The organism is Arthrobacter sp. SPG23 (genome assembly GCF_000876655.1).
In the GTDB taxonomy this organism is placed as follows: Bacteria; Actinomycetota; Actinomycetes; order Actinomycetales; family Micrococcaceae; genus Arthrobacter.
On the sequence record NZ_JYCN01000031.1, the window covers coordinates 19,932 to 46,853 of the forward strand.

The following is a 26,922-nucleotide window of genomic DNA, read 5'->3' on the forward strand; positions in this document are numbered from 1 at the left end:
TCCATCGATTTGTTATAATCCGCCACGATCAGGCGGCCGGGGTCAGCGCAGGACGATGTCCACCGGGTTCGCCTCGGACCTCCACTGGCCCTCGGCACCGGGCCTCGGGCCGATCACAGGAGCAGTGAGCACACCGGACCGGTTGGTGCGCTTGTCCCGCAGGATCTCGGTGACCGAACCAAGGTGCCGGGACAGGTCGATCACGTTCTCGGGTGCGGCCAGGAGCAGCTGGAATCCGAATTCATGCAGCGCCTTGATGCCGGCACCCGCGAATTCCTCCGAAGCCAGCACGAAGGCCTCGTCCATCATCACGGTGCCGTACGTGGTGAAGCCCTGCTCCGCGATGCCCAGCTGGTAGCTCAGCGCCGCCGCCATGATGAACGCCGTGAACCGCTGCCGTTCGCCGCCGGACATGGAACCCGTATCCGCGTGCATGAATACGTCGGTCCGCTTGCCCCGGCCCTTTCCGTTCGACGGCGTTCCCGCCACTTCGCGGTGCTCCTTGCACTGGATGAACAGGTGCCCGCGCACATCCAGCACCTCGGCCCGCCAGCGCCGGTCCTCCGGAGTCTGCGACCCCAGCCGCTTCACCAGCGTTTCCAGCGACTTGTAGCGGTTGGTGAGCTCGGCGTCGTCGTCCGCTTCCGAACCGGAAGCCGGTGCACCGGCCGCGCGCGAGGGCCGGACATGCCGGATCCTCAACGCATTCTGGATGGCGTCCTTGAACTGCTTCGCGGTGGGCGGCAGAGTCTGTTTGATGTCGAGTTCCAGGAAGCTGCCCTCATGGAAATTGACCTCGGACAGGATGCCGTTCAGGGGCAGGATGCGGCTGGTGATGGACCGGCGTTCCTCATCCAGCAGGTGCAGCAGGGTGCTGAACGATTCGTGCGTGCGCTGGTTGAAGAACTGCCGGAACTCGGCCTCCTGCGCCGGCAGGCCATCGCTGACAATCGCGTGGTACCGGGCTTCGAACTCCCCGGCGGCGCCGATCGAGGTGCCGTGGTCCGCGGAAATGGCCGTGCCCCATTCGCGGACGAATCCTTCGAAGATTCGGGTGAGGCGCTCCGAGGTGGCCTGCCCGCGGGACTCTGCAGCATGCAGTTCGGCGAGGAGCCGGGTCCGGACCTGGTTGGCCAGGTTGTCCAGCTCATGCATTTCCGTGACGTCGCCAACGCCGCCGAAGTCGGCACAATATTGTTCCAGCGCGGCAACGGTGGCGTCCGACGGCGGAGCCTGGCGCAGGCGGGTGCGCGCCGCTTCCAGCAGCGAATCCGCTGCGGTGAGCTGTTGATCCAGCGCTTTGTATTCGCTCTGCAGGACCGCTGCGGCCTCGGTGCTGGACTGGTGCTTCTGCCGGGCCGCCTCGATGTTGGCGCGCAACGGCTCCAGGTCGGCCTGGGCGGCGAGGGCATCCTTGAGGCGCTGCTCGATTTTGCCGAGCTCGTCCTCCGCCACAGCCGCGGAAACCTGTTCCCAGGGCCGGTGGTCTTCGGCGATCCGGCGCAGGGCCTCCAGCTGGCGGGTCATCCCCTGGTGCGACTCTTCGCGGCTTTGCGCGAGTTCGGCGGCTTTGGCCAGTTCCTGCTGCAGGTCCTCCACCTGGGCGGCAACGAGTTCGAGCTTCGACGCGTTGTCGAAGCCGAGGACGTAGTCCTGCCTGCTAGTGAAGCGGTCGTCTTTTTCTACGGTGTGGCGGTTGCGTTTGACCACGCCGCCCAGGCTCAGGCCCTTGTCCAACGCGGCCAGTTGGTCCGGGTCCTCGACGCACGGGTAGGCGAAGTCGGCAGCGATCCGCTCGCGGATCCACTGCCCGGCATCGGCCGCAGGCCCGGCGGTGAGGATGTCCAGCTTGCTCAGCAGATCGCCGTCGGCCACGTCTTCAACGGCCAGCGCACCGCCGGCGAGCGGCTTGGATACGTCCACCGCACGGAGCGCGCCGCGGACGGAGTTGTCGTTCAGGTAGCGGGTGACGGCGGCGAAGTGTTCGCCGGGGACCAGCAGCGTGGTGGCCAGGTTCCGCAGCGCGCGTTCGGCGGCAGGGCGCCATTGTTCCTGCCCATCGGCGAGGTCGATCAGTTCGCCGCCGAACGGCATCTGCTCCTCCGGCACGCCGGTTGCCGCCGCGATGGCGGCCCGGTTTTCAATGCTCGACGGCGGGAGCAGGGACTTGCGCGTCTTCAGCGAGACGAGTTCCTGCTGGGCCGCCGCCAGCTCACGTTTCTTCGTGGCGTGGCCGTCGAACGCCTCGAAGCGCAGCTCCTTGAGCGCCTCGGAGTCATCCTGCAGTTCGGCGGAGCGGTCGGCGGCGTGGGTGTGCGCCTGCTCCCAGCCTTCGGCCGTCCACTCGAGGTCAAGGCCGGCATCCGCCAGCGCCTGCCGTGCCGCCTGCTCCACCTGCTGGCGGAGCTTGAGTCCCACCCGGGCGTTCTCCAGCGACTGCTCAATCGCCGAGATCGCGTTGCCGCCCTGATTGTTGTAGTCCGCCTCCAGCTGGCGCAGATCCTTGGCCAGGCCGTCCCGGACCGCGCGCTCCGCGGCAAGCTCCCTGGCCTTGGCCTGGGCGAGGTCCTTGTAGCGGGCCAGGGTCTTTTCGTGGACCGCAACCGCGAGCTGCTGCTTGAAGGCATCGAACTCTTCGCCGGCAAGCTCCCGCAGACGGTTCGCGTCCAGCAGGGACTGTGCGTATTCCCTATTGAGGCCCGGCACCGGAGCCAGCTGGTCGCGCTGCTGCCGTACGTCCTCCAGCCGCTGCCGGATGGACATCAGGTTGCTGAATTCCTCGACGACGTCGTCCGCCGCGGCCAGGGTGGCGGGCGCATCAAGCACCTGGTCCCGGAAGAAGGTGTTGACGCTGCCGCCGAGGCCCTTGCCGGCCTGGATGACGCGGAGCAGCGGCAGGGCCTGGTCCGAATTGATGCCCAGCAGGCGTCGGAACCGCTCGGCGAAGGCCTTGTGCACATCGAAGACCTGCGCGTCCGGGAAGATCGTGTCCAGCGCAGCCTTGGTGAAGCGCTTCTCGGCAATGCCCTCGATCGCGGCAAGGTCCAGCGGTTTGTTGTCGATCAGGTAGTACCGGCCGACGCTCGACTCCGTGCCGTTCTTCGGCAGGTCGAAGAGCGCCGACACCGTCACTTTCGTGCCGGCCGCGTTATCGAACGTCAGGGCGACGGCGGACCAGGTAGCACCGGGGCGCTGGAAGGCGCTGGCGGAGCCCTCGCCCACAGCTTTGTCCCCCACCTTGCCGCGCATGTAGGTGAACGTGGTCCTCTTGTCCTCCACGGCACCCGAGCGTTGCGCCGCAGCCTCGTTGGAGCGCGGCCGCGCATCGAACACCCGCAGCATGGCGTCAAACAGCGTGGACTTGCCGACGCCGGAATTGCCGGTCAGCAGGGTGCCGTTGCGGTCCACGTGCATCGTGTGGGCGCCATGGAACGTGCCCCAGTTGACCACCTGGACCAGGGCCAGGCGCATCTGGCCGGGGTTGGTGAGCTCGCCCATGGGCAGCATGGTTGCGATGCTCACTTGCTGTCCTCCGCGTCGTCGTCAGTGTCGTCGTCATCCGTTTCGACAGGCTCAACCACCGGATTAGCGTCAAGCTCAATGAGCGCTTCCGTTCCGGCGGGGTCTGCTGTTGCCGCCACCAGGGCCTCGATATGGGCCGGGATGTCGCCGATGTTTTCGAAGGGGAGGGCCAGCGGCAGGGCGTTGGAGATGGTGTAAACGTCCTCGAGGCCCGTGGTGATGAGGAGCTGGCGGGCCAGGAGCTTGGTGATGGCGCGGTTGACGACGTCGGAGTCGCGCAGGGCGTCCTGCTGGCCGGAGGGCTGGTAGTGGGCCACCAGCTCGGCGATTTCTTCCTTCGTGATGGTGGGATCCGTCTGGGCCGTGACGTGGCGGTCCAGCAGGAGCCGCAGGCGCAGCAGCACGATGGTTTCCACCCGGCTGAGCGCACGCTGCTGGCGCAGGATGCTGGAGCGGGTGCTGCCTCCGATGGCTTCAGGGTCCACCGGGCGCAGCACTGCTACCTTGCGTTCGTGGTCCAGCTGGAGTGTCAGGAACAGCTCGGACAGCCGGCTCCGCAGGATCAGCTGGTTGTCCAGCAGCGTGGTCCATAGTTTCTCGTCCCGGCCGCCATCAACATAGGGGCCTTTCAGCAGCTTCACCAGTGCTTGGCGGACCTTCATCGGGAGGACGCCGGTGTCCCCGGGGAACAGCGCGGCGCCGTCCACGAAAGTGTCCCGCGGAGTCACCGTAAACGGCTCGGCGTGGATGTGTCCGGGGGCGGAGGGTGCCTCCGGGGTCTCGACGGGCTCGACCACCGGTACTTCGGGCTCGACCACCGGCACTTCGGGATCAGCGACGGCGGCGTCCGCCGTCGCTGCACTCGTAGTGCTTGAAAATTCAGTCATCGTCAATCCTTTGTGAGGGTGACCACCGGCAGGAATGCCTTGCGGGTGGTTCCGTCTATTTGTTCGAAGTCGATGGCGTCCCAGCCGGCGCGGTCGAAGCCGGCCCCGTCGTGCAGGGCGTGGGACAGCAGCGCGCGGATGGAGTTGATGTGGCGTTCCTCCGGCGGAAGCTGCTCCCAGGCCTCCGGGAGCGTGGCGGCCCCGGCGAGCGCGGCGCGGATGGCTGCCGGTTTGGCCTTGCCGGTGCGCGGCGAGCGCACCCGGTCCGAGTCGCTGAAGGCGATGGGGTCGGCGAGCTTCGGGGGCGCCGCGAACTCGTCGGGGTCGAAAAGCTTGACCATGGACAAGGACTCGAAGCCTGCGTTGAAGAGCACCGGTCCGGGCACCAGGCCGGGGCGTTCCCGCTCATAAGGCAGCGAGCGGATGGCCTGTTCAGCTTCCCGGAGCACCTTCCGCAGCCGCACGGACTGGCGGAAATCGTCGCTCTGGACATAGGTGTTGAGGCTTTCGCTGAGCTTGCCGTAGATCCGCTGGATCTGGCTATGCTGCGTTCGGAGCTCGGCCACCAGGTTCTTCAGCGTCTCGCGGTCGTCATGGCTGAGGTCGTCCGCGAACTGGCGGCTGAGCACCTCGCCGATCGCCGACCGGAAACGCAGCTGCTGCTGGGGATCCTCCAGGAATGCCGTGAAGGACCGGAATGTCCTGCCTTCAGGACTCTGCCGCAGCCGCTTGTCCGCCTCCAGCACCTGCGCCATGGTGGCACCTTTGCTGAGGGATTCCTCGATGATCTGGTTGCGGAGCTCGCCCACCAGCTCTTCGATCCGGTCACGCATCTTCTTATAATCCGCGGGCAGGCTGGCGGCGAGGTCGAGGATGTTTCCGGCGGCCTCCACTGCTTCGTCGTCGTCCAGCAGCCCGTCGAAGTCGCCGGAGCTGATGTCCTGGATGAGCTGCTGGCGCTCCTCGATCTCGTCCTCGAGCGACTCAAGCCGGGCACTCTGGTCCGGGTTGGTCTCGTTGGCGAGCTTTTCGACGTCACCGAGCAGCGTCCCCAGGCGGGAACCGTTCAGGGTGGAGCGTTCGCTGGAAAGGCTGTCCAGGAAAGCCAGGACGCGGGCCGCGGGTTCGGTGATTTCGTAGACGATCTGCCCCGACTGGTTGCGGCGGGTCAGGAAATTCTTACGGGTCCATTCGTCCCCGAAGGATTTCCCGTTGGCTATCCCGCCCAGTCCGGGGTCCTGGCGGCGGAGCTGTTCAAGGAAGGCGTCGACGTCGGCATGGAACTCTTCCAGCGGAAGCTGCGGACGGGTGCGGGTGAAGGAAGCCTGCAGGACGGCGATGACCCACGGCGCGGACCGCGTGAGCGCCCAGGCCGGCCCTTTGGTGAGGAGTTCGAGGTCCCGGAGCCGGGCGCTGATCGCGTCCGCGGAGGACGGGGCGGATCGGGACACGCACTCTCCTTCAGCTGCCACGGGACTCGTCGGGCAGCGGAAAACCCGAAAACTGCCAACTACAAGGTTAACGCAGTGCCCCGGGCAGCAGCTCCGGCATGGTGTCCGGCCCGCCGGCAGCCCGCGACTCCTGTTACGCGTGTTACTGGTGGGGTTTAAGTGACCGCACCGTGACCTACGCTCCGGTAGCATTTCGATCGCGCATCAACCCCCGCGCCACGGCGTGCTGAGTCTGGCTGACCGCGCCGCCCGCACCCTACGCTCGTGCTACTCGATCCATCAGGCAATGACGCAGGGGGAAACCATGCAGTTCGATCTCAGCGCAGTTGAAACAGGCACTTTCGTGTTCATCGGAACTCTTATGTTCGGGATGCTGATAGTGGGTTTCATGATGACGGCCGGCTTCCTGGCCATGGTGCTCGTGGGAGTGGGCCGGCTCGCCTGGTTCATCGTTGCCGGCACCCTGCTGGGATTGGTCCACGGCATCAACCACCTGTGGGACCGGATGGTGCACCACGCCTCCACAGTGGAACTCCCCGGCGACTTTCAAGGGCAGCCTGCCCCTAGCACGGGAACTTACCCGCGGGTAGCATTGAGGGACAGCTGAAGGGTTCTCCACCCGAGGCGGACCCAGGGCTCGAGCCGGCCACCCCGGTTAGAGGAGATGCCCCGTGAGCTCTGCCACTGACAGTCCAGCCGCCGATGTTCCCGTCGCCCCCGACAAGATCGGACCGGAGGCCACCGAGGCGGATGCCCGGGCCATTACGGAGGCCGCCCGGGAAACCTCCTGGGACCGGCCCAGCTTCGCCAAGGGTCTGTACCTCGGCAGCTTCGATCTCTCGCTGATCCATCCCTGGCCCGAGGCCAGGGCCGAGGACGTGGAACGCGGCGACGAGTTCATGGCCCGCCTCACCGCCTACTGCAGGACCATGTCCGGCCGCCTGATCGAGCGGGACGCCAAAATCCCGGACGAGTACCTCGCCGGCCTGGCCGAGCTGGGCGTCTTCGGCATGAAGATCCCGCGCGAATATGGCGGCCTCGGCCTGTCCCTCGTGTACTACGGCCGCGCGCTGGCCCTGCTGGGCTCGGTGCACCCGAGCCTCGGAGCGCTGCTGTCCGCGCACCAGTCCATCGGCGTCCCTGAGCCTGTCAAGGTGTTCGGCACTGCGGAGCAGAAGCAAGAGTACCTTCCCCGCTGCGCCGCCGGCGCCATCACGGCGTTCCTGCTGACGGAGCCCGACGTCGGGAGCGACCCCGCCCGGATGGGCAGCACCGCAGTTCCCACGGACGACGGCGATGCTTACGTGTTGGACGGCGTGAAACTGTGGACCACCAACGGCGTGATCGCCGAACTGGTGGTGGTCATGGCCCTGGTCCCGGAGCACAGGGATTCCGACGGCACGGTCCACAAGGGCGGCATCAGCGCCTTCGTGGTGGAAATGGACTCCCCCGGCATCACGGTGGAAAACCGCAATGCCTTTATGGGGCTGCGGGGCATCGAAAACGGGGTGACGCGATTCCACCAGGTGCGGGTACCCGCGGCTAACCGGCTCGGGCGGGAGGGCCAGGGCCTGAAGATCGCCCTCACCACCCTCAACACCGGACGGCTGTCCATCCCGGCCCTCTGTGTGGCATCCGGCCGGTGGAGCCTGAAGATCGCCCGCGAATGGTCCAACGCACGCACGCAGTGGGGCCGGCCGGTAGGCAAGCACGAAGCCGTGGGCAAGAAGATCGCTTTCATCGCCGCGAGCGCCTTCGCCCTGGACGCCGTGTTCGAGCTGTCCGCCGAGATGGCCGATGCCGGCCAGAAGGATGTCCGGATCGAGGCCGCCCTGGCCAAGCTCTGGTCCACGGAGATCAGCTGCCGGATAGCTGACGAGCTGGTGCAGATCCGCGGCGGACGCGGCTTCGAGACGGCGGACTCTCTGGAGGCGCGAGGCGAGCGCGCCGTGCCGGCAGAACAACAGCTCCGGGACCTCCGGATCAACCGGATCTTCGAGGGTTCCTCGGAAATCATGAAGCTCCTGATTGCCCGTGAGGCCGTGGATGCGCACCTCGCCGCCGCCGGGGACCTTGCTTCCGCGGATGCCAGCCTGCAGGACAAGGCGCGGGCGGCCGTCGGCGCTTCAGGCTTCTACGCGAGGTGGCTGCCCAAACTGGTGGCGGGCGCGGGGATGGATCCGCGGTCCTACACGGAGTTCGGCCGGCTGGCCAAGCAGTTGCGTTTCGTGGAGCGCTCCTCGCGGCGGCTGGCCCGCCAGACGTTTTACGGAATGGGCCGGTGGCAGGCAAAGCTGGAGCACAAGCAGGCGTTCCTGGGCCGGATCGTGGACATCGGCGCGGAGCTGTTTGCGATGGCGGCATGCTGTTCGCGGGCTGAAGGCATGCTCCACACGTCGCCCGAGCAGGCCGCCACTGCCTATGAACTCGCCGAGGCCTACTGCGAACAAGCGCGGGTCCGGGTGGACGAGTACTTCGACCAGCTGTGGCGGAACACCGACGACGCCGACCGCGAGCTCACCGAAAAGGTACTGGCGGGCGACTACACGTGGCTGGAAGCAGGCGTCCTGGACCAGTCCGAAGGCACCGGGCCATGGATCGCGGACGCGTCCCCGCGGCCGTCCGTGAAGGAGAACCTGCACCGCAAATACCGCTGATTCACGCTGATTTCCGCCCCGCCGGAGATACTAAGCATCCTTGCTACCACCGGCAGGCCGTGGTTAGGTGGTGATAAGAGCACCATGCACGTCTCCGCATAGCGGTGGCCGGCCCAAACAATGGGCCCGGTTCAATCGATGAAAGCGAGAACGCCTGATGAGCAGCACAGCAGGACCCGAAGACAGACAGCCGCGCCGCGCCCGCGTCGACCGTACGGACGGCGTCGACGCGAGCCACGCAGACCGGAACGGGGTGGAAGGCAGGCTGGAGGGCCGCCGCAGCTACGCTGACGCTCCGCGTACCAGCGGCAAGTACGACGCCGGCACGGACCACGACGCCGACACCCGCGCCTACACGGTGCCTCCGACGTCCGAGCCCGTTGTGGCCGCTGACCCCCATGCTGCCACCCGCGAGACTGTGGTTGCCCGCGAGAAGGAACAGTTCGGCGGCATCAAGGTCGGGTCCGCATTCTTTGGCTGGCTGGCCGCGACGGGAACGGCCGTCTTGCTGACGGCCCTCGTTGCAGCGGCGGGAACAGCAGTGGGGCTTGCCACCAGCACGGACGTCAACGAGGCCGTGAACCAGGCCTCCGGCGACCAGACCGTGGGGCTGGTAGGGATCATTGTGCTGCTGGTCATCCTCTTTGTGGCTTACTACTGCGGCGGTTACGTGGCCGGCCGGATGGCGCGCTTCAACGGCGCCAAACAGGGGTTCATGGTGTGGGTCTGGGCCGTGATCTTCGCAATACTTGTTGCGCTGCTGGCCATGATCGCCGGTGGACGCTTCAACATCCTCGCCAACCTGAACAGCTTCCCGCGGATCCCCGTCAATGAAGGGCAGCTGACCACCTCCGGCATTATCGCCGCCGTCGTGGTCGCTGTGGTCGCACTGATTGGGGCCGTGGTGGGCGGCATGGCCGGCATGCGGTTCCACCGCAAGGTGGACCGGGCCGGGTTCACCCCCGTTGAAGCGGACGCTGACCGCTAGGGCGCAACCTCGTCCAGGTAGTACCAACGGCGGTCAACACGCAGGAACCGGCTGGTTTCGTGGTGGACGCCCCGCTCGCCGTCGTGCCGGAAGTGGGCCCTGAACTCGACGGTCCCTTCCGAATCCAGCGGTCCGCCGCGGACCGTGGAAACAACGTCCAGCCGGCGCCATTCGATGGCCGGATCCAGTTTGAGTTCCGCGGGCCGGGTATCCGGATGCCAGGTTCGGAGGAGGTAGGCGGCATCGTGCACCACGAACGCGCTGTACCGGGAGCGCATCAGCTGTTCCGCCGTGGGGGCATCGGCGTCACCGCGGTGGAACCGGCCGCAGCAGTCCGCGTACTGCTCACCGGACAGGCAAGGGCAGTTTCCGGGGTTGGGCACGGCGGTCCTTTCAGGCTGACTGAGGGGCTTCAAATGACTGTCTCCGACTATATGCCCGGACCGGGGCGGAACCGGCCGTGTCATATCCGATAACAGCTTCGACACAACCCCGTCGCGGGCCTCAATGCGGGCGTGTTGCCCCGCAAAAGTCCGTATTGTTAAGGGGTGCTTATCGGCGGGTAGTTGCTGCCCGTACACAGGCGCTGCAGGCCGTGAGGAGAGGTAAATGGAAGATCCCACCACCATTGCCCTGAACCTGACCTTTTTTGGCACGCTCGGTGTGGCCTTCGTCATGTTCATCGGACTCTTCCTGGTCTTTGTTGCCACCTTGCTAATTGCAGGGCTGGGCCGGCTGGTCGGCGTAATGGTGATGGCGCTGTTCGGCCGCCGCGCCGCCGGGCCCGCTGCGGAAACCGCCATCCGTGCGCCCCGCCGTACTTTCAGCCTGAAGGCTCCTCAGTCCGGTCCCCTCAAATCGAAGCTGCGGGGCCCCAAGGAACACCCGGCGCGCACCAGCACGGCCCGCGGCGAGGCTCCCGCCCTGGCCGAGGACTGGGCCGCTGCCGTCGCCCGGGCAGACGCCCGCGCTGCCGCCCGGGTTGAGGCCGCGGCGCCGCCCGAAGTGAAAGTCACCGTGCGTGATCTCCCCAGTCCGGATGCCCCGGTGGAAGACGTCAGGGCGGTTGCACCGCTGGTGGAGTCCGCCACGGACCAGCACGCCACCGTCAAGGCCATCCCGCGCTCCTTCGAGAAACCCCCGGCCCCGGGACGGATGGCCATGCTGGACACTGGTTCGCTGGTCTCGCTTGCCGGCCATCCCGGCGCCCTGAAGGGCACCCTGCCCACTGATCACCGCCGCGCCGGCTAAGTCACAATTCTTCATTGACCCCCGCTGCGTTACCCCGCACTACGCAAGGCTAAGAAGTGCTTCGGCGCCGGCGTCCGACCGGCCAATTTTGTGTAGCCTCGTGACGATCCACAGCAGTCGGCTGTGGGGTCAAACGTGAGGAAACCGGGAATGAGCCTCAACCAGCTACGGGTATTCGGGCGCAGCGGGACATTAATCAGCCCGCTCACCCTGGGCACCATGAACTTCGGCGAGGGCGCAGCCGCGGACCCGTCAGGCGCCGGCGGCAGCGCCCACGGCTACGCACCCACCGGTGCCGATGAAGGCATCCGCATCATCAACGCTGCGTTGGACGCCGGCATCACCGCCGTGGACACTGCGGACGTCTACTCGCAGGGGCAGAGCGAGCACGTGGTGGGCCGTGCCCTGAAAGGCCGCCGCGACGACGTCTTCATCGCCACGAAGTTCCACGGCCAGATGAGCGCCAACCCTGCCCACTCCGGAAACTCGCGGCGCTGGATCATGCAGGCCGTGGAGGGCAGCCTTCGACGCCTGCAGACGGACCGGATCGACCTGTACCAGGCGCATCGTCCGGACTACAACACGGATGTGCTGGAAACCATCACGGCGCTGAACGACCTCATCCGGCAGGGCAAGATCCTCTACTACGGAACGTCCGTGTTCACCCCGGCGCAGCTGGTGGAGGCCCAGTGGCTGGCCACCACCAACCACCTCATTCCGCCCGTTGCCAACCAGGTCCCCTATTCGATGCTGGTCCGGGGCACCGAGCGCGACGTCCTGCCGATCGCCCAGCAGTACGGCCTCGGCGTGCTGGCCTACGGTCCGCTGGCCGGCGGCTGGCTGTCCGGGAGCTTTGTCCTGGACGCCGGGAAGCCGCCCACGCGGGTCCACTCCCTTCCCGGGCGGTACGACATCTCGGGCCCGGCAAGCGAGCGGAAGCTGCACGCAGCAGACGCCCTGGCCCGGCTGGCGGACAAGCTGGAGCTGCCGCTGGTGGACCTGGCAGTCGGCTTCGCGCTGAACCATCCGGCCGTCAGCAGCGTGATCGTCGGCCCGCGGAGCGAGGAGCACCTGCACGCCTACCTGCACGCTGCGGACACGGTGCTGGACGAATCCGTGCTGGATGCCATCGACGAGCTGGTGCCTCCCGGCACCAACTTCGTGGAGCGGGACGCCGGCGCCGTGGTCCCCTCCCTGGAGTACGCGGAGCTTCGGCGAAGGTAGCTGGCGGAAAGCCCTTACCCTGAGCAACCAAGTGGGCTACGGTGAAAACCATGGAATTCAGATACCTCGGCAACAGCGGCTTCAAGATCTCCGAAATCACTTTCGGCAACTGGCTCACGCACGGCTCCCAGGTGGAGAACGATGTGGCCACCCAGTGCGTGCGGGCAGCACTGGACGCGGGAATCAGCACGTTCGACACCGCCGACGTCTACGCCAACACTGCGGCGGAGAAGGTACTGGGCGAGGCGTTGAAGGATGAGCGCCGTGAGTCCCTGGAGATCTTCACCAAGGTGTTCGGCCCCACCGGACCCAAGGGCCACAACGACGTAGGGCTGTCCCGCAAGCACATCATGGAGTCCATCAACGGTTCCCTGACACGCCTCCAGACCGACTACGTGGACCTCTACCAGGCGCACCGCTTTGACTACGAGACGCCGCTGGAAGAAACCATGCAAGCGTTCGCGGACATCGTCCGGCAGGGCAAGGCGCTGTACATCGGGGTCAGCGAATGGACGGCCGGCCAGATCAGGGACGGCCACGCCCTCGCCAAGGACCTGGGCTTCCAGCTGATTTCAAACCAGCCGCAGTACTCCATGCTGTGGCGGGTCATCGAGGCCGAAGTGGTCCCGACATCCGAAGAGCTGGGCCTGTCCCAGATCGTGTGGTCCCCCATGGCCCAGGGTGTGCTGAGCGGCAAGTACCGGCCGGGGAAGCCGGCCCCCGAAGGAAGCCGTGCCACGGACTCCAAGGGCGGCGCCAGGATGATCGAACGCTGGATGTCCGACGAAGTGCTCACCGGCGTCCAGCAGCTCAAGCCGATCGCGGAGGAAGCCGGACTCACCATGGCCCAGCTCAGCATCGCCTGGGTGCTGCAGAACAAGAACGTTGCCTCCGCCATCATGGGCGCGTCCCGTCCGGAGCAGATTGCCGGCAACGTGGCGGCCGCCGGCGTCAAGCTGGACCAGGCCATCCTGGACAAGATCGACGACGCCATCGGGTCACTGGCCGAACGGGACCCGGCCCAGACCAAGTCGCCCGCGTCCCGGGAGGCCTAGCCGTGGCGGACGGGGAGGGTGCCGCCGGCACGGGGACGGGCGGACCAACGGTCGGGGACCTGCCCGGCCTGGCGGTCACCGGATCCACCGGACAGCTCGGCGGACTCGTCGCCAGGATCATCGCTGACGCCGGGCTGCCGCAGCGGCTGCTGGTGCGCGACGCCGCCAGGGCACCTGACCTCCCGGGTGCTGTTCCGGTGGTGTCCACGTACGGGGACCCGGTGCTGGCGAAGTCCTCGCTGGCGGGCGTGAAGACGCTGTTCATGGTGTCCGCTGCCGAGGCCGAGGACAGGCTCCAGACGCATTTCGTGTTTATTGACGCAGCTGCCGCGGCCGGGGTTGAGCATGTGGTGTACACGTCCTTCTTCGGCGCCTCCGCAGACTGCACGTTCACGCTGGGCAGGGACCATTACGCCACCGAGGAGCGGATCAGGGCCTCCGGGATGAAGTACACGTTCCTGCGGGACAACTTCTACCTCGACTTCCTGCCGCTGCTCACCGGGGAGGACGGCGTCATCCGCGGCCCGGCGGGCGACGGCGTCATGGCTGCCGTAACCCGCGGGGACATCGCCCGGTGCGCGGCGGCAGTGCTGGGTGATCCGGCGGTACACGTGGGCAGGACCTACGACCTCACCGGGCCGGAGGACATTTCCCTGCAGCGGGCCGCGGAGCTCCTCACCTCGGGCACAGGACGGACCGTCAGCTTCCACAATGAAACCGTGGAGGAGGCCTATGCCTCCCGGGCATCCTACGGCGCACCGGCCTGGCAGGTGGATGCCTGGGTGAGCACCTACACGGCCATTGCCAACGGCGAACTCGCCGGCCCGACGTCGGACGTTTATGGCCTCACAGGCAGGGAACCCCAGGGGCTCGCGGACTTCCTCAAGGAGGCGCATCACCTCTAGCGCCCACGCACGTTCAGCGTGTTAACAGTGTTGTTTGAGTTCATCAAAGTGGCTGTTGTTATTCTCAAAACCCCAATAACGGATTAGGCTTTGCTCACCCGCCATTCGGTCGGGGCATGTTGCTACAGCACGCACTTTTTGGGGATCCAATGCGCTCTACAACTTCCGCGGTTCTGCGGGCTCTGACTTTACTGACTTTCCTGGTTTCAGGAAGCCTCGTCGCCGTCGCTCCGGCGCAGGCCGTAGACACGCCGCCGTCGCCGCCGCCAGCGCCCGTCGACTTCATCCGATCAGCGCCTTCGGGGGTCACGTCCGGGTCGCTCACCACGGAGTGGCTCCCCCGCGCCGGCAACGTCAAGGTATCGCTTGTCACAATCCAGACCGCGGATAAGACCACCGCTGAGACGGACGCTATCAATATTGACGCCGCCAAGAATTCGATCGGAGCCGCCAGCAGTTACTGGAACGGAATGTCCGGCGGGCGGCTGTCCCTGTCCATCGTTGACGTTGTCAAAGGGTTCAAGACCAGCGCACGCTCGGACTGGAACTTCGACGACATCCTGGAGAGAGTCACCAAGGAACTTGGCTGGATCGAAACAGCCAACACCAGCCTTGTGATTTTCATGCCCCGCAACGACGTGGTGGTTTACGGCCAGGGCGGAAATCTTGGCGCCGGCTGGTCCGGCGGAGCCACCAGCGGGCGCGTCCTGATGCCCTACCCGGGGACGTTCACGAATACGGTGATGACCCACGAGTTCGGCCACGTCTTCGGCCTGGACCACGCCAACAGCATCCAGTGCTCCGACGGAAGTTCGGACTCGACGGCGTCGTTCGGCCGGCTGGACAACGGCAACTGCTGGTCGCGCGCCTACGGCAATGACACGTCCGTCATGGGTCCCACGCGCGCCGCCATCCCCACGATCGACTCGTACCACTACGACCTCGGCTCGTTCGGCAACGGTTATGAGATCCGCGATGCCGGTACCATCCTGGGTGCCAAGAGCTTCAAGGTGACGCCCTGGGCCGGCACCGGTGACTACCGTGCGCTGAAGTTCACCGATCCCATCAGCAACGAGGTCTACTACGTGGAACTTCGCATGCCTGTGGGTTACGACGCTCTCACTGCCGTGTCCGGCAACCAGGGCGTGCAGATCCTGAAGGCCGATCCGTCCGATCCGGCCGCATCAATGATCCTCATGCCCAATACCAAACCCTATGACGGCTGGTACCACCCGAACCTGGCCTGGCAAGGGGGCAGGTTCACCACCGCCGCGGGCACCACGATCACCATAGACTCCATCACGAGCAGCGCGGCCACCATCACCATCCGGGGCAAGAGCCCGTATTCCTCCTACTTCAAGCACGTCGATTCGCCGAGCATTTACGGCAAACGTCCCGACGGGTCCTTCAAATCGCTGACCTGGAGTGAGTACTCGGATCTGGGGTTCCCGGCGTATGCCACCCTTCCGGCAGTCAGCTTCGTCAAGAACAGCTGGAGCACCACCATCTATGCCGTGGACAGCACCAACAAGGGCCGGGCCCTGAGCTACGCCGACTGGACTGCGTACGGGCAGCCCGCCCCGGCGAGTTTCAAGCTCCTGGCCGGAACGTATTTCTTCGGCAAGTTCAATGACTCCGCCTTGTACTACTTCAGCCCGGCCGGGGAAGCCACGGCGTCCCAGTCGCAGTGGACCAGCGCCGGATCCCCCGCCGTCAGCCTGCCCGTGAAATATGTGAAGTACTCCTGGGAGCCCACCATCTTCAAGGTGGAGGCAACGGCAACCGGCCAGGCCGAATACGACGCCAAAGTGTCTGCCCTGAGTTTCTCCGACTGGAGCGCCGCCGGTTACCCGACGCCGATGGCCACCGGCTTCGTCGGCGGCTCCATCGCCAGCAAGTACAGCAACCTGCCCACCATTTTCCTCAAGTCTCCGTCTGGCAACGTCCACGAACTCACCTACGCGGAATGGATGGCCATCCCCGCGGCGAAACGGACATTCACGGATCTCGGAACGGGCCGTTTCGTGAAGAACTCCTGGAGCGGCGCCATCTACCTGGTGGGAAGCACCTATAAGGGCAGCCATCTTAACTTTGCGCAGTGGCAGAGCTACGGGATGCCCACGCCGCAGACCAGCACGCTCATTCCGGGCAGCAGTTTTGTGAAGCTGACCGGCAGCACTTCCCTTTACTACGATTCCCCGGCCGGCCTGCTTACGGCCACAAACGCCGAGTATGTTGCCGCCGGCTCTCCCGCCGTCGTCATCCGCTAGACCAGGTTCGAAGGCAGTAGCTTGTGCCGGGTTCCCCAGTCGGGGTGCCCGGCATTGCTGCGTGGGCCCGCCCTTGACGCACCGGCGGCGTCGGCGTAGACCAGTGCCATGACGAAGCAGATTTCCCGTCGCCGTCAGTCCCTGAAGCCCGCGGCGCACGCAGGAGAACCCACCCACGGCCCGCTCACCGCAGAGGAACTGCAGCTTGCCGTCAGGAACCATTCGATGCCGCTGGAGGCCTTGCGGGAGGACACCACGCCGCCGGGGCTGCACTACGTGCTGACGCATTTCGATATCCCGTTCATCGACGCGGATACCTGGCACCTGCGGATCGGCGGTGCCGTGCAGCGGGCCGTCGAAATCAGCCTCCGGGCGCTCCGGCGGGACCCGACCATCAGCATTCCGGTGACGCTGGAGTGCGCCGGCAACGGCCGTTCGCTGCTGCACCCGCGGCCGCTGAGCCAGCCGTGGCGGCTCGAGGGCGTGGGAACCGCGGAGTGGACCGGTGTTCCGCTGGCGTACCTGCTGGCCCAGGCCGGGGTGGATGATGACGCCGTCGAAGTGGTGTTCACCGGAGCCGACGCCGGCATCCAGGGCGGAATCCGGCAGACGTATGCGCGCAGCCTGCCCATCAAGGAGGCCCTGCGTCCCGACGTCGTTTTGGCCTACGAGATGAACGGGCGCGAGCTGCCGCCGCAGCACGGCTACCCGCTGCGGCTGGTGGTCCCGGGCTGGTACGGCATGGCCAGCGTGAAATGGCTGGAGTCCATCCAGGTGCTGACCCACCCGTTCGAGGGATTCCAGCAGTCGGTGGCGTACCGCTACCAAGAGGACGCGGACGACGCCGGCACCCCGGTCTCCAGGATCAAGGTCCGTTCGCTGATGATTCCGCCGGGCATTCCGGACTTCTTCACCCGCAGCAGGGTCCTCTCCCCCGGGCCGGTGATGCTCCAAGGCAGGGCCTGGTCCGGCGAAGGCTCCGTGGTCCGCGTGGAGGTGGGGATCGACGGGAAATGGGTGCCCGCGCATCTCGGGCATCCAGCCGGACCGTTTGCGTGGTGCGAATGGACGCTGCCGTGGGTGGCGGACCGGGGCGAGCATGAGCTCGCCTGCCGGGCCACCGACGCCACCGGAGCGATGCAGCCGCTGGAGCAGGTCTGGAACTACCAGGGCATGGGCAACAACGTGGTGCAGCGCGTGAAGGTCAACGTCGAATAGCTGCCGCTGACTTGGCGCGTCAGCAGTCTTCGAAGTCGGTCAGGACCTTGACCTTGCCGGCCGAGGCGGAGCCGGGGTCGAAGGTGTAGCCGAGCCACTCCCGGGCAAGCCTGCGGGCAAGCTCCACGCCCACCACGCGCTGGCCCATGGTGAGCACCTGGCAGTCGTTGGAGAGCACCGAGCGTTCCACCGAGAAGGAGTCATGGGCCGTGGCTGCCCTGATTCCTTCCACCTTGTTCGCGGCGATGGCCACGCCGATCCCGGTGCCGCAGAACAGGATGGCCCGGTCCGCGAGGCCGTCCTTGATCATCTCCCCGGCGGCAATCCCCACGTACGGGTACGGAGTGGTGAACTGCTCGGGGGCATCACTGCGGTTGACGCCGATGTCGATGATTTCGCTGACCCGGGGATCGTTCCGCAGGTCCTCCATGATCCGGTCCTTGTAGTCCACGCCGGCTTCGTCGGCGCCCAGGATGAGTCGAATGCCCACGGCCTGTCCTTCCCCGGTCATGAGGGTGTTCCTGCGGGCTGGCGGGTTGCAGCCGGAACTGCAAGGTGCGGGCCCATGACGGAGAAGATCATGGCCAGGGACGTGGCCCCGGGGTCCGCCGTGCCCACGCTCTTTTCGGCGAGCGGCCGGGCCCTGCCTTTGAGCGGACGCAGGGAAGCGGTGGCTTCCGCCGCCGCCGTGGCGGCCGCGGCAGCTTCGGCCCACGCCGCTTGAAGCGACGCCCCGGTGTGCCCGGCACCGTCGGCCACCAGCCGGCTATACGTTTCGGTGAAGGGCAACAGGGCGTCAACCATGGTCTTGTCCCCGACGTCCGCCTTGCCGAGGCCGGTGATCCTTCCCGCGAACGCCGCTACCGCCGCGGCCAGTTCCGAAGGTCCCGGGGCCAGCTGGTTGCCGAGGGCTTCGCCGAAGGACCGCAGACCGGCACCCCACAGCACGCCGGAGGTTCCGCCGGCTTTGTCAGCCCAGGCGTCCCCGGCGGCCGCAAGAACCGCCCCCGCTCCGGCACCGCCGGCGGCGGCGTCCTCGGCTGCGGCCACGGCCGCATCGATCCCGCGGACCATCCCGCGTCCGTGGTCGCCGTCGCCGGCTACCGCATCCATGTCCCCCAACCGGGCTTCGGCACCGTGCAGGGAAGCCCGGGCCGCAGCGAGCGCTGCCAGGCAGTGTGCCGCATAGCCGCGCGAGTCTTCGGTGGCCTCAAAAGCGGCGGGTGCGGCGTCGTCGGACGTTTCCTCCGCCATCCGGTCACCGAGCTGCAGGGCGGCATTGCCCCGCCGGTAGGCCGGCGTTTCAGCCGGAGCGGCCCAGAGCGGCTCAAGGTCGTCGTCCAGCCAGGTGATGGTGAGGGAGACGCCGGACATGTCCAGGCTGGTGACCAGTTCGCCCACCTCCGGCATCACCAGCGTGTAGCCGGCGGCGCGGAGCAGCGGAGCCACGGTGAGCCAGAGGACAAACAGTTCCTCATGCTTGGTGGAACCGAGGCCGTTGAGGATGACGGCGAGGCGGTCGCCCGCGCCGTGCGGCGTCTCGGCCAGCAGCCGGGAAACGAGTTCCTGGCCCAGTTCCTTGGCGGGCGGCAGCTCGGTGTCGAACAGGCCGGGCTCGCCGTGGATACCCAGACCCAGGCCCATCTGACGGTCCTTGAGGGTGAACAGCGGCGCCTCGGCACCGGGAAAGGTGCAGCCGTGGAAAGCGCTGCCGATGGTGCGGGTCAGGCTGTTGGCCTTCCGGCCAAGACGCACGACGTCGGCCAGGCCTGCGCCCGCTTCGGCGGCGGCGCCCATGATCTTGAAGACGGTGAAGTCACCCGCGATGCCGCGGCGTTTCTCCGCTTCCGACGGCGGTGCGCTGGCGACGTCGTCCGTCACCAGGACGTTTTCCACCTGGATCCCCTCCGCAGCGAGCCGTTCACTGGCCATGCCGAAGTTCAGCACGTCCCCGGCGTAGTTGCCGTAGGTGAACACCACACCGGCGCCGGAGTCCGCCGCCTTGGCCACGGCATAGGCCTGCTGCGCGGAAGGGGATGTGAAGATGTTGCCCACCACGGCGCCGTCGGCCAGTCCGGTGCCGATCAGGCCGGCGAAGGCCGGGTAGTGGCCGGAACCGCCGCCCGCGAGGACAGCCACTTTGGGCTTGGCGGGGCGGTGGCGGCGCACGGCCCCGCCGGGAACCTGGCGGACCAGGTCGGCGTGGACGTCGCAGAACCCGGCGAGGGCTTCCTCGGCGAAGTCGGACGGATCGTTGAAAATTCTGGTCATAGTGGGCTCTCCAGGCTGCGCTCGGTCTTCTGAATGGCGAGACTGCTAGTGGATGTGGCTTCCGCCGTTGATGTCGATGGTGGTTCCGGTGAGGTAGGCCGATTCCTCAGAGGACAGGAAGGTGATGACGGCGGCGATTTCCTCGGTGGTGGCGTTGCGGCCCAGTGGGATGCCGGCGTTGATGGCGGCCTCCTGCTCCTCGGTGCTGCCCACCCGGATGTTGGTGTCCACGGCGCCCGGGGTGATGGCGTTGACGGTCACACCTGTGGCGCCGATTTCCCGTGCGAGCGCCTTGGTGAAGCCCAGGATGGCGGCCTTCGCGGCGGAATAGGGGACCTTGCCGAAAACGCCGCCGCCACGCTGGGCGGAGACGGAGGACATGTTCACGATCCGGCCCCAGCCGCTGGCGATCATGTCCGGCAGGAAGGCCTTGGTGACCAGGTAGGTTCCGGTGGCGTTGACGTCCATGACCTTGTGCCACAGTTCCAGCGTGGTTTCCAGGAACGGCACCGGGGAGGTGATGCCGGCAATGTTGGCCAGGGCGCCCACCGGGGGAAGGTTGCCGGCGCTGACTTCTGCTGTGACGGCGGCGTAGGCGGCGTTGACGGAGCCCTCATTGGCGACGTCGATTTCGTGGCCGAAGGCGGCGACATTGAATTCGTTGCCGATTTCGGCGGCGACCTTGGCGGACTTCTCGCCGTCGAGGTCCAGGATCACCACCGCCCAGCCCTGGCTGGCGTAGCGGCGTGCGGTGGTGATGCCGATGCCGCGGTCCGAAGTGGCTCCGGTGAGGACGGCGGTGCGCTGGATGGTGGTAGTCATGATGCTCCTTGTTGCTTGGTGTGTATGTGGCGGTCAGATGAGGTCGGTGATAAAGCTGGCTGCCTTGGCGGCGGCCGCCGGGCGTTCGTCGTGCGTGACGTCCCGGGTTTCCAGTTCCAGCGAGAAGTGGCCGGCGTAGCCGCGGGCCGCGAGTGAGCGCAGTCCAGCGGCAAAGTCCGCCTGGCCGTTTCCGATGCTGAGGTTGATGTTGCCTGGGACAGCGTCCCTGAGGTGGACGTGGGTTATGCGGCCGTCATGGCGTTCGAGGTATTCCAACGGGTCCTCGCCGGCGGCCACGATGTGGCTGAAGTCCATGACGATCCCCACGCGGGAGCCGGCCAGCCGGTGCGCCAGCAGTTCGGCGCGTTCCAGGTTCCAGCAGAACCTCAGGAAGTGCAGGGATTCGGTCCAGAGTTCGACGCCGAATTCAGCCGCCCGCTGCCCGGCATGGATGAGCTGGGCTGCGATGGTGTCCAGGTCCTCGTCAAGGCCCCGGACCGGATCGTGGCCCAGGGCGCCGCACGGCAGGACCAGCGCCTTCGCGCCGGTATTGGCCGTGAGGGTGAGCAGTGCTACCAGGTGCCGTTCGCGGGCGGCCTGCCCGCCGGCGTCGAGCACTGCGTTGAGGTCCCCGATGTCCCCATTGACCGAACGGACCCGCAGCCCGGAGGCGGCAACCTCCGCCGTGACGGAACGGACGGCGCCCATATCCAGTTCATACGGGACGTGGTCGCAGACGCCGGGCAGGGCGCCGAGGTCGATCTCCTCAAAGCCCAAGCCGCCGATAGTCCGCAGGGCCGTGCCCAGGTCCTGGTGCCGGAAGCTGATAGACGAGCAGCCGAGTCGGGAGTTGAACATCTTCGTTGATCCTCTGAACGAGCGGGGTGATGTGAATCACTGTAGGGGCTCCACTGTTAACAGTCAACCTCCAACATTGACTGTTGACATTGATGCATGACCGGGGTCACACTGGCATATCATTTGTTAACAGTCGACAGCGGCGGTGCGGAAGCGTTGCCCGCTCTTCGAAAGGGAACCAGCTATGAGCAATGAGGCTCTGAAAATGCGCGGCCACGTGCACGGCACAAAGGACGCTAAGCGCGTCGCTATCGGCTCCGGCGTCGGCGCCGTTATCGAGACCTATGACTTCATCGGCTTCGGCACTGCCGCTGCCCTGTACTTCGGAACGGCCTTCTTCCCTACCGGCGACCCGGTCACCGGAACGCTGGCAGCCTTCGCCACGCTGGGTGTGGGCTTCGCTGCCCGCCCCATCGGCGGCATCATCGGCGGACACCTCGGCGACAAGGTGGGCCGGAAGCCCGTCCTGGTTGCCTCCCTGATCCTCATGGGCGTTGCCACATTCATGATCGGCCTGCTCCCCACCTACAGCCAGGTGGGCCTGCTGGCGCCTGCACTGCTGGTGTTCGTCCGCGTCGTCCAAGGCCTGGCCTTTGGTGCTGAGTGGGGCGGCGCCATCCTGATGAGTTACGAGCACGCGCCCTGGAAGTCCAAGGGAAAGTACACCGGCATCGTGCAGGCCGGTTTCCCCGTTGGCCTCCTCCTGGCCAACCTCGTCTTCCTGGTCAGCGTGAACCTGGGCGGCGAACTCGCCTGGCGTGTTCCGTTCCTGGCCAGCATCGTGCTGGTGGCCGTCGGCCTGATCATCCGCTCCAAGGTCCCGGAATCGCCGGTCTTCGACGAGGTCAAGGAGAGCGGTTCCATCGTCAAGTCCCCGATCATCGAGATCATCAAGACGGACTGGCGCAGCATCGTCCGGGGCATCGGCCTCCGCATTGCAGAGACTGCAGGCTACGCCGTGTCCATCACCTACATGATTTCCTACCTGCACACCCAGCAGCTGGCTGATAAGACGCAGACCCTTGTTGCCCTCTGCATCGCTTCCGCGATCGGCATCTTTGCCACCATGGCGTGGGCAAGGCTAACGGACAGGATCGGCCGCCGGCCGCTTTACGTCTGGTCCTGCGCCTTCGCCGCACTGTTCGGCATCCCCATGTTCCTCCTGGTGAACACCGGAATGTTCATCTTCATCATCGCCACGATTGTCATCTCCTACGCTGTCTGCCAGAACTCCCTGGCCGGCGCCCAGGGCCCCTGGTTCCCCGAACTGTTCCAGGCCAAGACCCGCTCCTCCGGAGCCTCACTGGCCTATCAGATCTCCGCCATGGTCTCCGGTTTCACCCCGTTCGTCACCACGCTCCTCTTTGTCAGCCTGGGCTGGATGGGCCCCGCCCTCCTCTTCAGCTTCTACGCAGCCATCGGACTCTGGGCCGCCATCGTCACCCGGGAAACCTGGGGCAAGCGCGAACGCCAACTGGCCGATGAGGCCACCAAAAGCACCCCGCAGGCAGTAAACGCCTGATGACCACCACCACAGAGGAAGCTCAGATGACTGCCACCCAGGAAACCATGGCTCCCACCACAGAACGCATCGCCAGCGTCAGCGCCGCGGCCTACCGGATCCGCCACCACGCCCTGAACATGGGCGAGGTCCAGGGCCAGGGCTACGTGGGCCAGGCCCTCGGCGCCGCGGACATGCTGGCCGCGGTCTACGCCGACCAGCTCCGCTACCGCGCCGATAACCCCGAGTGGGAGGGCCGGGACCGGTTCCTGCTCTCCACCGGCCACTACGCGATCGGGCACTACGCCGCTTTAGCCGAAGCCGGAATCGTCCCGGTGGAGGAACTCGAGACCTACGGCTCAGACGACTCCCGGCTGCCGATGTCCGGGATGTCCACCTACACCCCCGGGATGGAGATCTCCGGCGGCTCCCTGGGCCACGGCCTCACCATCGCGGTGGGCATGGCACTGGGCCTGAGGTACCAGGGCTCCGGGGCGAGGGTCTACAACTTCCTCTCCGACGGCGAACTGGACGAAGGCTCTACCTGGGAGGCCGCCATGGGCGCGCACCACCACCAGCTGGGCAACCTCACCGCAATGGTGGACATCAACGCGCTGCAGGCAGACGGGAAAACGGACACCGTGCTCCGCACCGAACCCGTCACCGAGAAGTGGGAATCCTTCGGCTGGTACACCCAGCGGGTGGACGGCAACAACATGGCCGCACTCCTGCAGGCCTTCGACAACGCAGCCGCCCAGGCGGCCGCCGTCGGACGTCCTTCCGTGATCCTGTGCGACACGAAAGTGGGACGCGGAGTACCGCTGCTGGAGGAGCGCGAAAAGGCGCACTTCATGCGCATCGAAGAACACGAATGGCAGCAATGCCGCGAACAACTGACCGCAGGATTCGAAGGGACCACCGGACGATGAGCACAGCAGCCGCCGTAAAGGGCACCGCCCCCAAGCTGAAGACATCGGCCATGATCGCGTCCTTCGCCGATCCCGGCCAGAAGACCGCTTCCGCCCCGTTCGGACATGCACTGGTGAAGGCCGCCCAGGAGAACGACAAGATCGTTGGCCTTACCGCCGACCTGGGCAAATACACGGACATGCACATCTTCGCGCAGGCTTTCCCGGAACGCTTCTTCCAGATGGGCATGGCTGAGCAACTGCTCTTCGGAGCAGCCGCGGGCCTGGCCGAGACGGGGCTGGTGCCGTTCGCGTCCACGTACTCCGTGTTCGCCGCCCGCCGGGCCTACGATTTTCTCTGCCTGGACAGCGCCGAGCCCAACCTGAACGTGAACATCGTGGGCGGTCTGCCCGGGCTGACCACCGGCTACGGTCCCAGCCACCAGGCCACCGAGGACATGGCGATCTTCCGCGGCATGCCCAACCTGACCATCGTGGACCCCTGCGACTCGATTGACATCGAACAGGCCGTTCCCCAGCTTGCCGCCAGCGAGGGACCGACGTACCTCCGGCTGCTCCGCGGCAACGTCCCCACTGTGCTGGATGAATACGGGTACACCTTCGAGCTCGGCAAGGCGAAGGTCCTGCGCGGCGGGAACGACGTCGTCTTCATCTCCAGCGGGCTCATGACCATGCGGGCGCTGCAGGCAGCGAAGGCGCTGGCCGCGCACAACGTGGACGTCGCCGTCGTCCATACCCCCACTATCAAGCCGTTCGACGCGGCGACGGTCCTGGCCGAGATCAACACCGACCGCCTCGCGGTGACGCTGGAAAACCACAGCGTGATCGGCGGACTGTTCGAAACGGTTGCGTCCGCCGTCGTTACCGCCGGCCTGGGCAAGCGCGTGGTTCCGGTGGCGCTGCCGGACGAGTTCCTCGACGCCGGCGCCCTGCCCACCCTGCACGAGCGCTACGGCCTCTCGGTCCAGCGGATCGTGGCGAAAGTGCTCGCGGAGCTGGGCTAACCGCAGCGCGGTTAGAGACCGACGGCGGAAGCGCGGCCCCGGACAGGAGACGGGCCCGCGCTTCTGCCGTACCATCAACAGTTAACACACCGACTGTAAACAGTCGACCACTGACATTGAGGAAGTGCAACGATGGCCGGAGTGACAGCACCACTGCTGGGACTGCAGAAAAAGAGCCTCCGCGAGCAGGCCCTGTCCGCGCTGCGCACCGCCATCACCAGCGGCGAACTGGAACCCGGGCGGCACCTGGTGGAAACCGAGCTCTCGGACATGCTGCAGATCAGCCGCGGAACGCTCCGGGAAGCTCTGCGGCAGCTGGAGCAGGAAGGCCTGCTCTCAGCCGGGCCGCGCGGCCGCCTTTCCGTCCGTCACCTCGATGCCAAGGAAATCCGTGACATCTATTCGGTGCGTGCGGCGCTGGAATCCCTGGCCGCCCGCACCCTGTGTGAGCTCCCGGACCGCCAGCACGTGATCGGCTCGCTGCGGGCTGCCATCGGCGCCATGGATGCGGCAGCCAAGGGCAGCCTCGAGGAGCGGATCGAATCCGACCTCGAGTTCCACCGCACCCTGTGCCGCCTCACCGGCAACGAGACGCTCCTGCACTCTTGGGAATCACTGGAAGGTTCCATCCGGATGTCCATCATGTTTGCCGGACTGGAAAAGGGCGTTTCGAACATGAGCGTGGACCGGCACCATGACATCGTGGCCGCCATCGAAACCGGGGACGCCTCCCTGGCCCGCAAGACCATCCGCGAACACATGGACACCGCCGCGGACAACCTGGTGGCTTAGGGGCCCCGGCCGCGCCTGCTCCAGCGCCTACGCTGGGCACATGACCGAGCACAAGAAAACGTGGCACGCCGAACACAAAGCCGGACTGAGCAAGGGGCAACGGGCAGCCGACGTCCTGCGCAACGGCATGGGCAGCTGGCCGTTCGTGGGAATCTTCATCGCGTCCATGATCGCGTGGGCACTGGTCAATTCGTTTGCTCTTGCCGACAGAGCGTGGGATCCCTACCCCTACATCCTGCTGAACCTGTTCCTGTCCATGCTGGCCGGCCTGCAGGGCGCCATCCTGCTCATCGCCGCGAAGCGGCAGGATGCCATCGCAGCCGCCATGGCCCGGCATGACTACGACACGGATGTGCGGGCGGAGGACGAAATCCAGAAGCTGACCGACATCAACAACCAACAACTGGAGATCCTCCGGGAACTGCGGCAGCTCCTTGCGGAACGCGACCGCGACGGCGGGGCGAGGGCTCAGTAGTCCACGATCGCGCCGCAGGAAATATTCACGGTGGCGTCGGTGATGGCGCCGGCCCGGTCCGAGGCGATGAACACCGCCACGTTGCCCACATCCTCCAGCGTTGCCGTCCGGTTCAGGTGCGCGGTCCGGGTGATTTCCTCCACAATCTCTTCACGCCCCTCAGCCTGCCAGGGAATGGTTTCCACGATCCCGCCCGTCACCAGCGTGACCACCCGGACGCCGCTTTTGCCGAGTTCCAGCGCCCACTGCCGGCGCTGGCCCTCCATGGCGTCCAGCGCAATCTTGAACCCGCCCAGCCCGTGCAGGGTCTGCGGACCCGAGCCGCCGAACATCAGAACCACGCCGGAACGCTGCCTGATCATGTGCCGCGCCGCGGCGCGGGTGGTGAGGAAGTGGGTCCGCGTGGCTGCACTGATGGGCTGGCTGAAGTCATCGGCGGCGATCTCCATCAGCGGCTGCTGGACGTCCCCGTAGGAGATCAGGTTGAAGGAGATGTCGATGCGCCTGGTCTTCTTTGCGGCCTGGTCCACGAAGGCGTCCACCTGGTTTTCGTCCAGGGCATCGACGACGGCGGTATCCGCGCTGCCGCCCGCCTCGCGGATGTCGCGGGCTACCTTGAGGAGGCGGGATTCCGTCCGGCCGGCCAGGAAGACGTCCGCGCCCTCCGCCGCGAAGGCCCGCGCGACGGCCCCTCCGACGGGACCGCCGGCGCCGTACACCAGGGCGGTCCGGCCCTTCAGGAGACCACCGGACCCGGTTGTGTTTTCCTGCGGCATTGCGGGCCTCCTGCCCGGAAGTGGACGATTCCTCCCACTATCTTCCTGTGGGCCGCAGGTGGCAAG

23 protein-coding genes are annotated in these 26,922 nt (G+C 66.5%); 14 read left to right on the forward strand and 9 right to left on the reverse strand.

Annotated elements, in window-relative coordinates; all coding sequences use genetic code 11:
* Positions 1-42: 42 nt before the first annotated feature.
* The 3 genes from TV39_RS20405 to TV39_RS20415 are packed head-to-tail and all read right to left on the reverse strand — an operon-like array spanning position 43 to position 5,860.
* The gene (locus TV39_RS20405; protein WP_043485362.1) at positions 43-3,522 is read right to left on the reverse strand and encodes an ATP-binding protein; all 3,480 of its coding nucleotides are present in this window, start codon (positions 3,520-3,522) and stop codon (positions 43-45) included.
* Positions 3,519-4,409 carry a DUF4194 domain-containing protein gene (locus tag TV39_RS20410; RefSeq protein WP_235347466.1) on the reverse strand — a complete coding sequence of 297 codons (891 nt, stop codon included), beginning with the start codon at positions 4,407-4,409 and terminating at the stop codon, positions 3,519-3,521. Before TV39_RS20410 ends, TV39_RS20405 begins: the two co-directional genes overlap by 4 nt.
* Positions 4,410-4,411: 2 nt before the next feature.
* Positions 4,412-5,860: a DUF3375 family protein gene (locus TV39_RS20415; RefSeq protein ID WP_043485365.1), complete on the reverse strand. Its 1,449-nt coding sequence runs from the start codon at positions 5,858-5,860 to the stop codon at positions 4,412-4,414.
* 304 nt (positions 5,861-6,164) lie between these two features.
* On the opposite strand from TV39_RS20415, the gene TV39_RS20420 reads away from it, so the two are divergent.
* The 3 genes from TV39_RS20420 to TV39_RS20430 all read left to right on the forward strand — a co-directional run bounded on the left by TV39_RS20420 (position 6,165) and on the right by TV39_RS20430 (position 9,505).
* Entirely contained in the window at positions 6,165-6,467 is a 303-nt protein-coding gene (locus TV39_RS20420) for a hypothetical protein (RefSeq protein ID WP_043485438.1), read from the forward strand.
* Between the two features lie 64 nt (positions 6,468-6,531).
* Positions 6,532-8,517: an acyl-CoA dehydrogenase family protein gene (locus TV39_RS20425; protein ID WP_043485368.1), complete on the forward strand. Its 1,986-nt coding sequence runs from the start codon at positions 6,532-6,534 to the stop codon at positions 8,515-8,517.
* Between the two features lie 157 nt (positions 8,518-8,674).
* A complete protein-coding gene (locus TV39_RS20430; protein ID WP_043485370.1) occupies positions 8,675-9,505 on the forward strand; it encodes a TIGR04086 family membrane protein in 831 nt (276 codons plus the stop codon).
* Here the strand turns inward: TV39_RS20430 and TV39_RS20435 are convergent.
* Entirely contained in the window at positions 9,502-9,888 is a 387-nt protein-coding gene (locus tag TV39_RS20435) for a YchJ family protein (RefSeq protein WP_235347467.1), read from the reverse strand. The two genes, TV39_RS20430 and TV39_RS20435, sit on opposite strands and share 4 nt — an antisense overlap.
* 226 nt (positions 9,889-10,114) lie before the next feature.
* Between TV39_RS20435 and TV39_RS20440 the strand changes: the two genes are divergently transcribed.
* The 6 genes from TV39_RS20440 (at position 10,115) to TV39_RS20465 (ending at position 17,428) form a co-directional block, all read left to right on the forward strand.
* Positions 10,115-10,756 carry a hypothetical protein gene (locus TV39_RS20440; protein ID WP_043485375.1) on the forward strand — a complete coding sequence of 214 codons (642 nt, stop codon included), beginning with the start codon at positions 10,115-10,117 and terminating at the stop codon, positions 10,754-10,756.
* A gap of 150 nt (positions 10,757-10,906) precedes the next feature.
* Positions 10,907-11,980 (forward strand): aldo/keto reductase, encoded by a 1,074-nt coding sequence (locus TV39_RS20445; RefSeq protein ID WP_043485377.1) that lies wholly within the window; start codon positions 10,907-10,909, stop codon positions 11,978-11,980.
* 50 nt (positions 11,981-12,030) lie between these two features.
* On the forward strand, positions 12,031-13,035 hold the full coding sequence (locus tag TV39_RS20450; protein ID WP_043485441.1) for an aldo/keto reductase family protein: 1,005 nt from the start codon (positions 12,031-12,033) through the stop codon (positions 13,033-13,035).
* Positions 13,036-13,037: 2 nt separating this feature from the next.
* Positions 13,038-13,940, forward strand: coding sequence for an SDR family oxidoreductase (locus TV39_RS20455; RefSeq protein WP_043485379.1), 903 nt, complete (start codon positions 13,038-13,040; stop codon positions 13,938-13,940).
* 149 nt (positions 13,941-14,089) lie between these two features.
* Complete coding sequence (locus TV39_RS21490) at positions 14,090-16,210, forward strand: hypothetical protein (RefSeq protein WP_052500648.1); 2,121 nt, start codon at positions 14,090-14,092, stop codon at positions 16,208-16,210.
* Positions 16,211-16,318: 108 nt separating this feature from the next.
* Positions 16,319-17,428, forward strand: coding sequence for a sulfite oxidase (locus tag TV39_RS20465; protein WP_043485382.1), 1,110 nt, complete (start codon positions 16,319-16,321; stop codon positions 17,426-17,428).
* A 19-nt stretch (positions 17,429-17,447) separates the two neighbouring features.
* Here TV39_RS20465 and TV39_RS20470 read toward each other — a convergent pair whose 3' ends face one another.
* Genes TV39_RS20470 through TV39_RS20485 form a run of 4 tightly spaced genes read right to left on the reverse strand, consistent with a single transcriptional unit; the run spans position 17,448 to position 21,379 of the window.
* Positions 17,448-17,939, reverse strand: coding sequence for an RpiB/LacA/LacB family sugar-phosphate isomerase (locus TV39_RS20470; protein ID WP_043485385.1), 492 nt, complete (start codon positions 17,937-17,939; stop codon positions 17,448-17,450).
* Complete coding sequence (locus TV39_RS20475) at positions 17,936-19,699, reverse strand: dihydroxyacetone kinase family protein (RefSeq protein WP_043485387.1); 1,764 nt, start codon at positions 19,697-19,699, stop codon at positions 17,936-17,938. The genes TV39_RS20470 and TV39_RS20475 overlap by 4 nt, the downstream gene beginning before the upstream one ends.
* Before the next feature lie 45 nt (positions 19,700-19,744).
* Positions 19,745-20,521 (reverse strand): SDR family NAD(P)-dependent oxidoreductase, encoded by a 777-nt coding sequence (locus tag TV39_RS20480; protein ID WP_043485389.1) that lies wholly within the window; start codon positions 20,519-20,521, stop codon positions 19,745-19,747.
* Positions 20,522-20,554: 33 nt separating this feature from the next.
* Positions 20,555-21,379: a sugar phosphate isomerase/epimerase family protein gene (locus tag TV39_RS20485; protein ID WP_043485391.1), complete on the reverse strand. Its 825-nt coding sequence runs from the start codon at positions 21,377-21,379 to the stop codon at positions 20,555-20,557.
* A gap of 184 nt (positions 21,380-21,563) precedes the next feature.
* Here TV39_RS20485 and TV39_RS20490 point away from each other — a divergent pair, with 184 nt between their 5' ends.
* The 5 genes from TV39_RS20490 (at position 21,564) to TV39_RS20510 (ending at position 26,080) form a co-directional block, all read left to right on the forward strand.
* Positions 21,564-22,901: an MFS transporter gene (locus TV39_RS20490; RefSeq protein ID WP_043485395.1), complete on the forward strand. Its 1,338-nt coding sequence runs from the start codon at positions 21,564-21,566 to the stop codon at positions 22,899-22,901.
* On the forward strand, positions 22,901-23,809 hold the full coding sequence (locus TV39_RS20495) for a transketolase (protein WP_043485397.1): 909 nt from the start codon (positions 22,901-22,903) through the stop codon (positions 23,807-23,809). Before TV39_RS20490 ends, TV39_RS20495 begins: the two co-directional genes overlap by 1 nt.
* The gene (locus tag TV39_RS20500) at positions 23,806-24,813 is read left to right on the forward strand and encodes a transketolase family protein (protein ID WP_043485400.1); all 1,008 of its coding nucleotides are present in this window, start codon (positions 23,806-23,808) and stop codon (positions 24,811-24,813) included. The genes TV39_RS20495 and TV39_RS20500 overlap by 4 nt, the downstream gene beginning before the upstream one ends.
* Positions 24,814-24,945: 132 nt before the next feature.
* Positions 24,946-25,605 carry a GntR family transcriptional regulator gene (locus TV39_RS20505; protein ID WP_043485402.1) on the forward strand — a complete coding sequence of 220 codons (660 nt, stop codon included), beginning with the start codon at positions 24,946-24,948 and terminating at the stop codon, positions 25,603-25,605.
* 40 nt (positions 25,606-25,645) lie between these two features.
* The gene (locus TV39_RS20510) at positions 25,646-26,080 is read left to right on the forward strand and encodes a DUF1003 domain-containing protein (RefSeq protein WP_043485405.1); all 435 of its coding nucleotides are present in this window, start codon (positions 25,646-25,648) and stop codon (positions 26,078-26,080) included.
* Here TV39_RS20510 and TV39_RS20515 read toward each other — a convergent pair.
* A complete protein-coding gene (locus tag TV39_RS20515) occupies positions 26,074-26,856 on the reverse strand; it encodes an SDR family NAD(P)-dependent oxidoreductase (RefSeq protein ID WP_043485408.1) in 783 nt (260 codons plus the stop codon). The two genes, TV39_RS20510 and TV39_RS20515, sit on opposite strands and share 7 nt — an antisense overlap.
* Between the last annotated feature and the right edge of the window lie 66 nt (positions 26,857-26,922).

Coding starts and splice junctions, on each gene's coding strand:
- TV39_RS20450 (WP_043485441.1), top strand. CDS start 12,031: ATGGAATTCAGATACCTCGGCAACAGCGGCTTCAAGATCTCCGAAATC.
- TV39_RS20500 (WP_043485400.1), top strand. CDS start 23,806: ATGAGCACAGCAGCCGCCGTAAAGGGCACCGCCCCCAAGCTGAAGACA.
- TV39_RS20510 (WP_043485405.1), top strand. CDS start 25,646: ATGACCGAGCACAAGAAAACGTGGCACGCCGAACACAAAGCCGGACTG.
- TV39_RS20475 (WP_043485387.1), bottom strand. CDS start 19,699: ATGACCAGAATTTTCAACGATCCGTCCGACTTCGCCGAGGAAGCCCTC.
- TV39_RS20430 (WP_043485370.1), top strand. CDS start 8,675: ATGAGCAGCACAGCAGGACCCGAAGACAGACAGCCGCGCCGCGCCCGC.
- TV39_RS20440 (WP_043485375.1), top strand. CDS start 10,115: ATGGAAGATCCCACCACCATTGCCCTGAACCTGACCTTTTTTGGCACG.
- TV39_RS20490 (WP_043485395.1), top strand. CDS start 21,564: ATGAGCAATGAGGCTCTGAAAATGCGCGGCCACGTGCACGGCACAAAG.
- TV39_RS20480 (WP_043485389.1), bottom strand. CDS start 20,521: ATGACTACCACCATCCAGCGCACCGCCGTCCTCACCGGAGCCACTTCG.
- TV39_RS20410 (WP_235347466.1), bottom strand. CDS start 4,409: ATGACTGAATTTTCAAGCACTACGAGTGCAGCGACGGCGGACGCCGCC.
- TV39_RS20445 (WP_043485377.1), top strand. CDS start 10,907: ATGAGCCTCAACCAGCTACGGGTATTCGGGCGCAGCGGGACATTAATC.
- TV39_RS21490 (WP_052500648.1), top strand. CDS start 14,090: ATGCGCTCTACAACTTCCGCGGTTCTGCGGGCTCTGACTTTACTGACT.
- TV39_RS20485 (WP_043485391.1), bottom strand. CDS start 21,379: ATGTTCAACTCCCGACTCGGCTGCTCGTCTATCAGCTTCCGGCACCAG.
- TV39_RS20505 (WP_043485402.1), top strand. CDS start 24,946: ATGGCCGGAGTGACAGCACCACTGCTGGGACTGCAGAAAAAGAGCCTC.
- TV39_RS20495 (WP_043485397.1), top strand. CDS start 22,901: ATGACCACCACCACAGAGGAAGCTCAGATGACTGCCACCCAGGAAACC.
- TV39_RS20465 (WP_043485382.1), top strand. CDS start 16,319: ATGACGAAGCAGATTTCCCGTCGCCGTCAGTCCCTGAAGCCCGCGGCG.
- TV39_RS20515 (WP_043485408.1), bottom strand. CDS start 26,856: ATGCCGCAGGAAAACACAACCGGGTCCGGTGGTCTCCTGAAGGGCCGG.
- TV39_RS20420 (WP_043485438.1), top strand. CDS start 6,165: ATGCAGTTCGATCTCAGCGCAGTTGAAACAGGCACTTTCGTGTTCATC.
- TV39_RS20470 (WP_043485385.1), bottom strand. CDS start 17,939: ATGACCGGGGAAGGACAGGCCGTGGGCATTCGACTCATCCTGGGCGCC.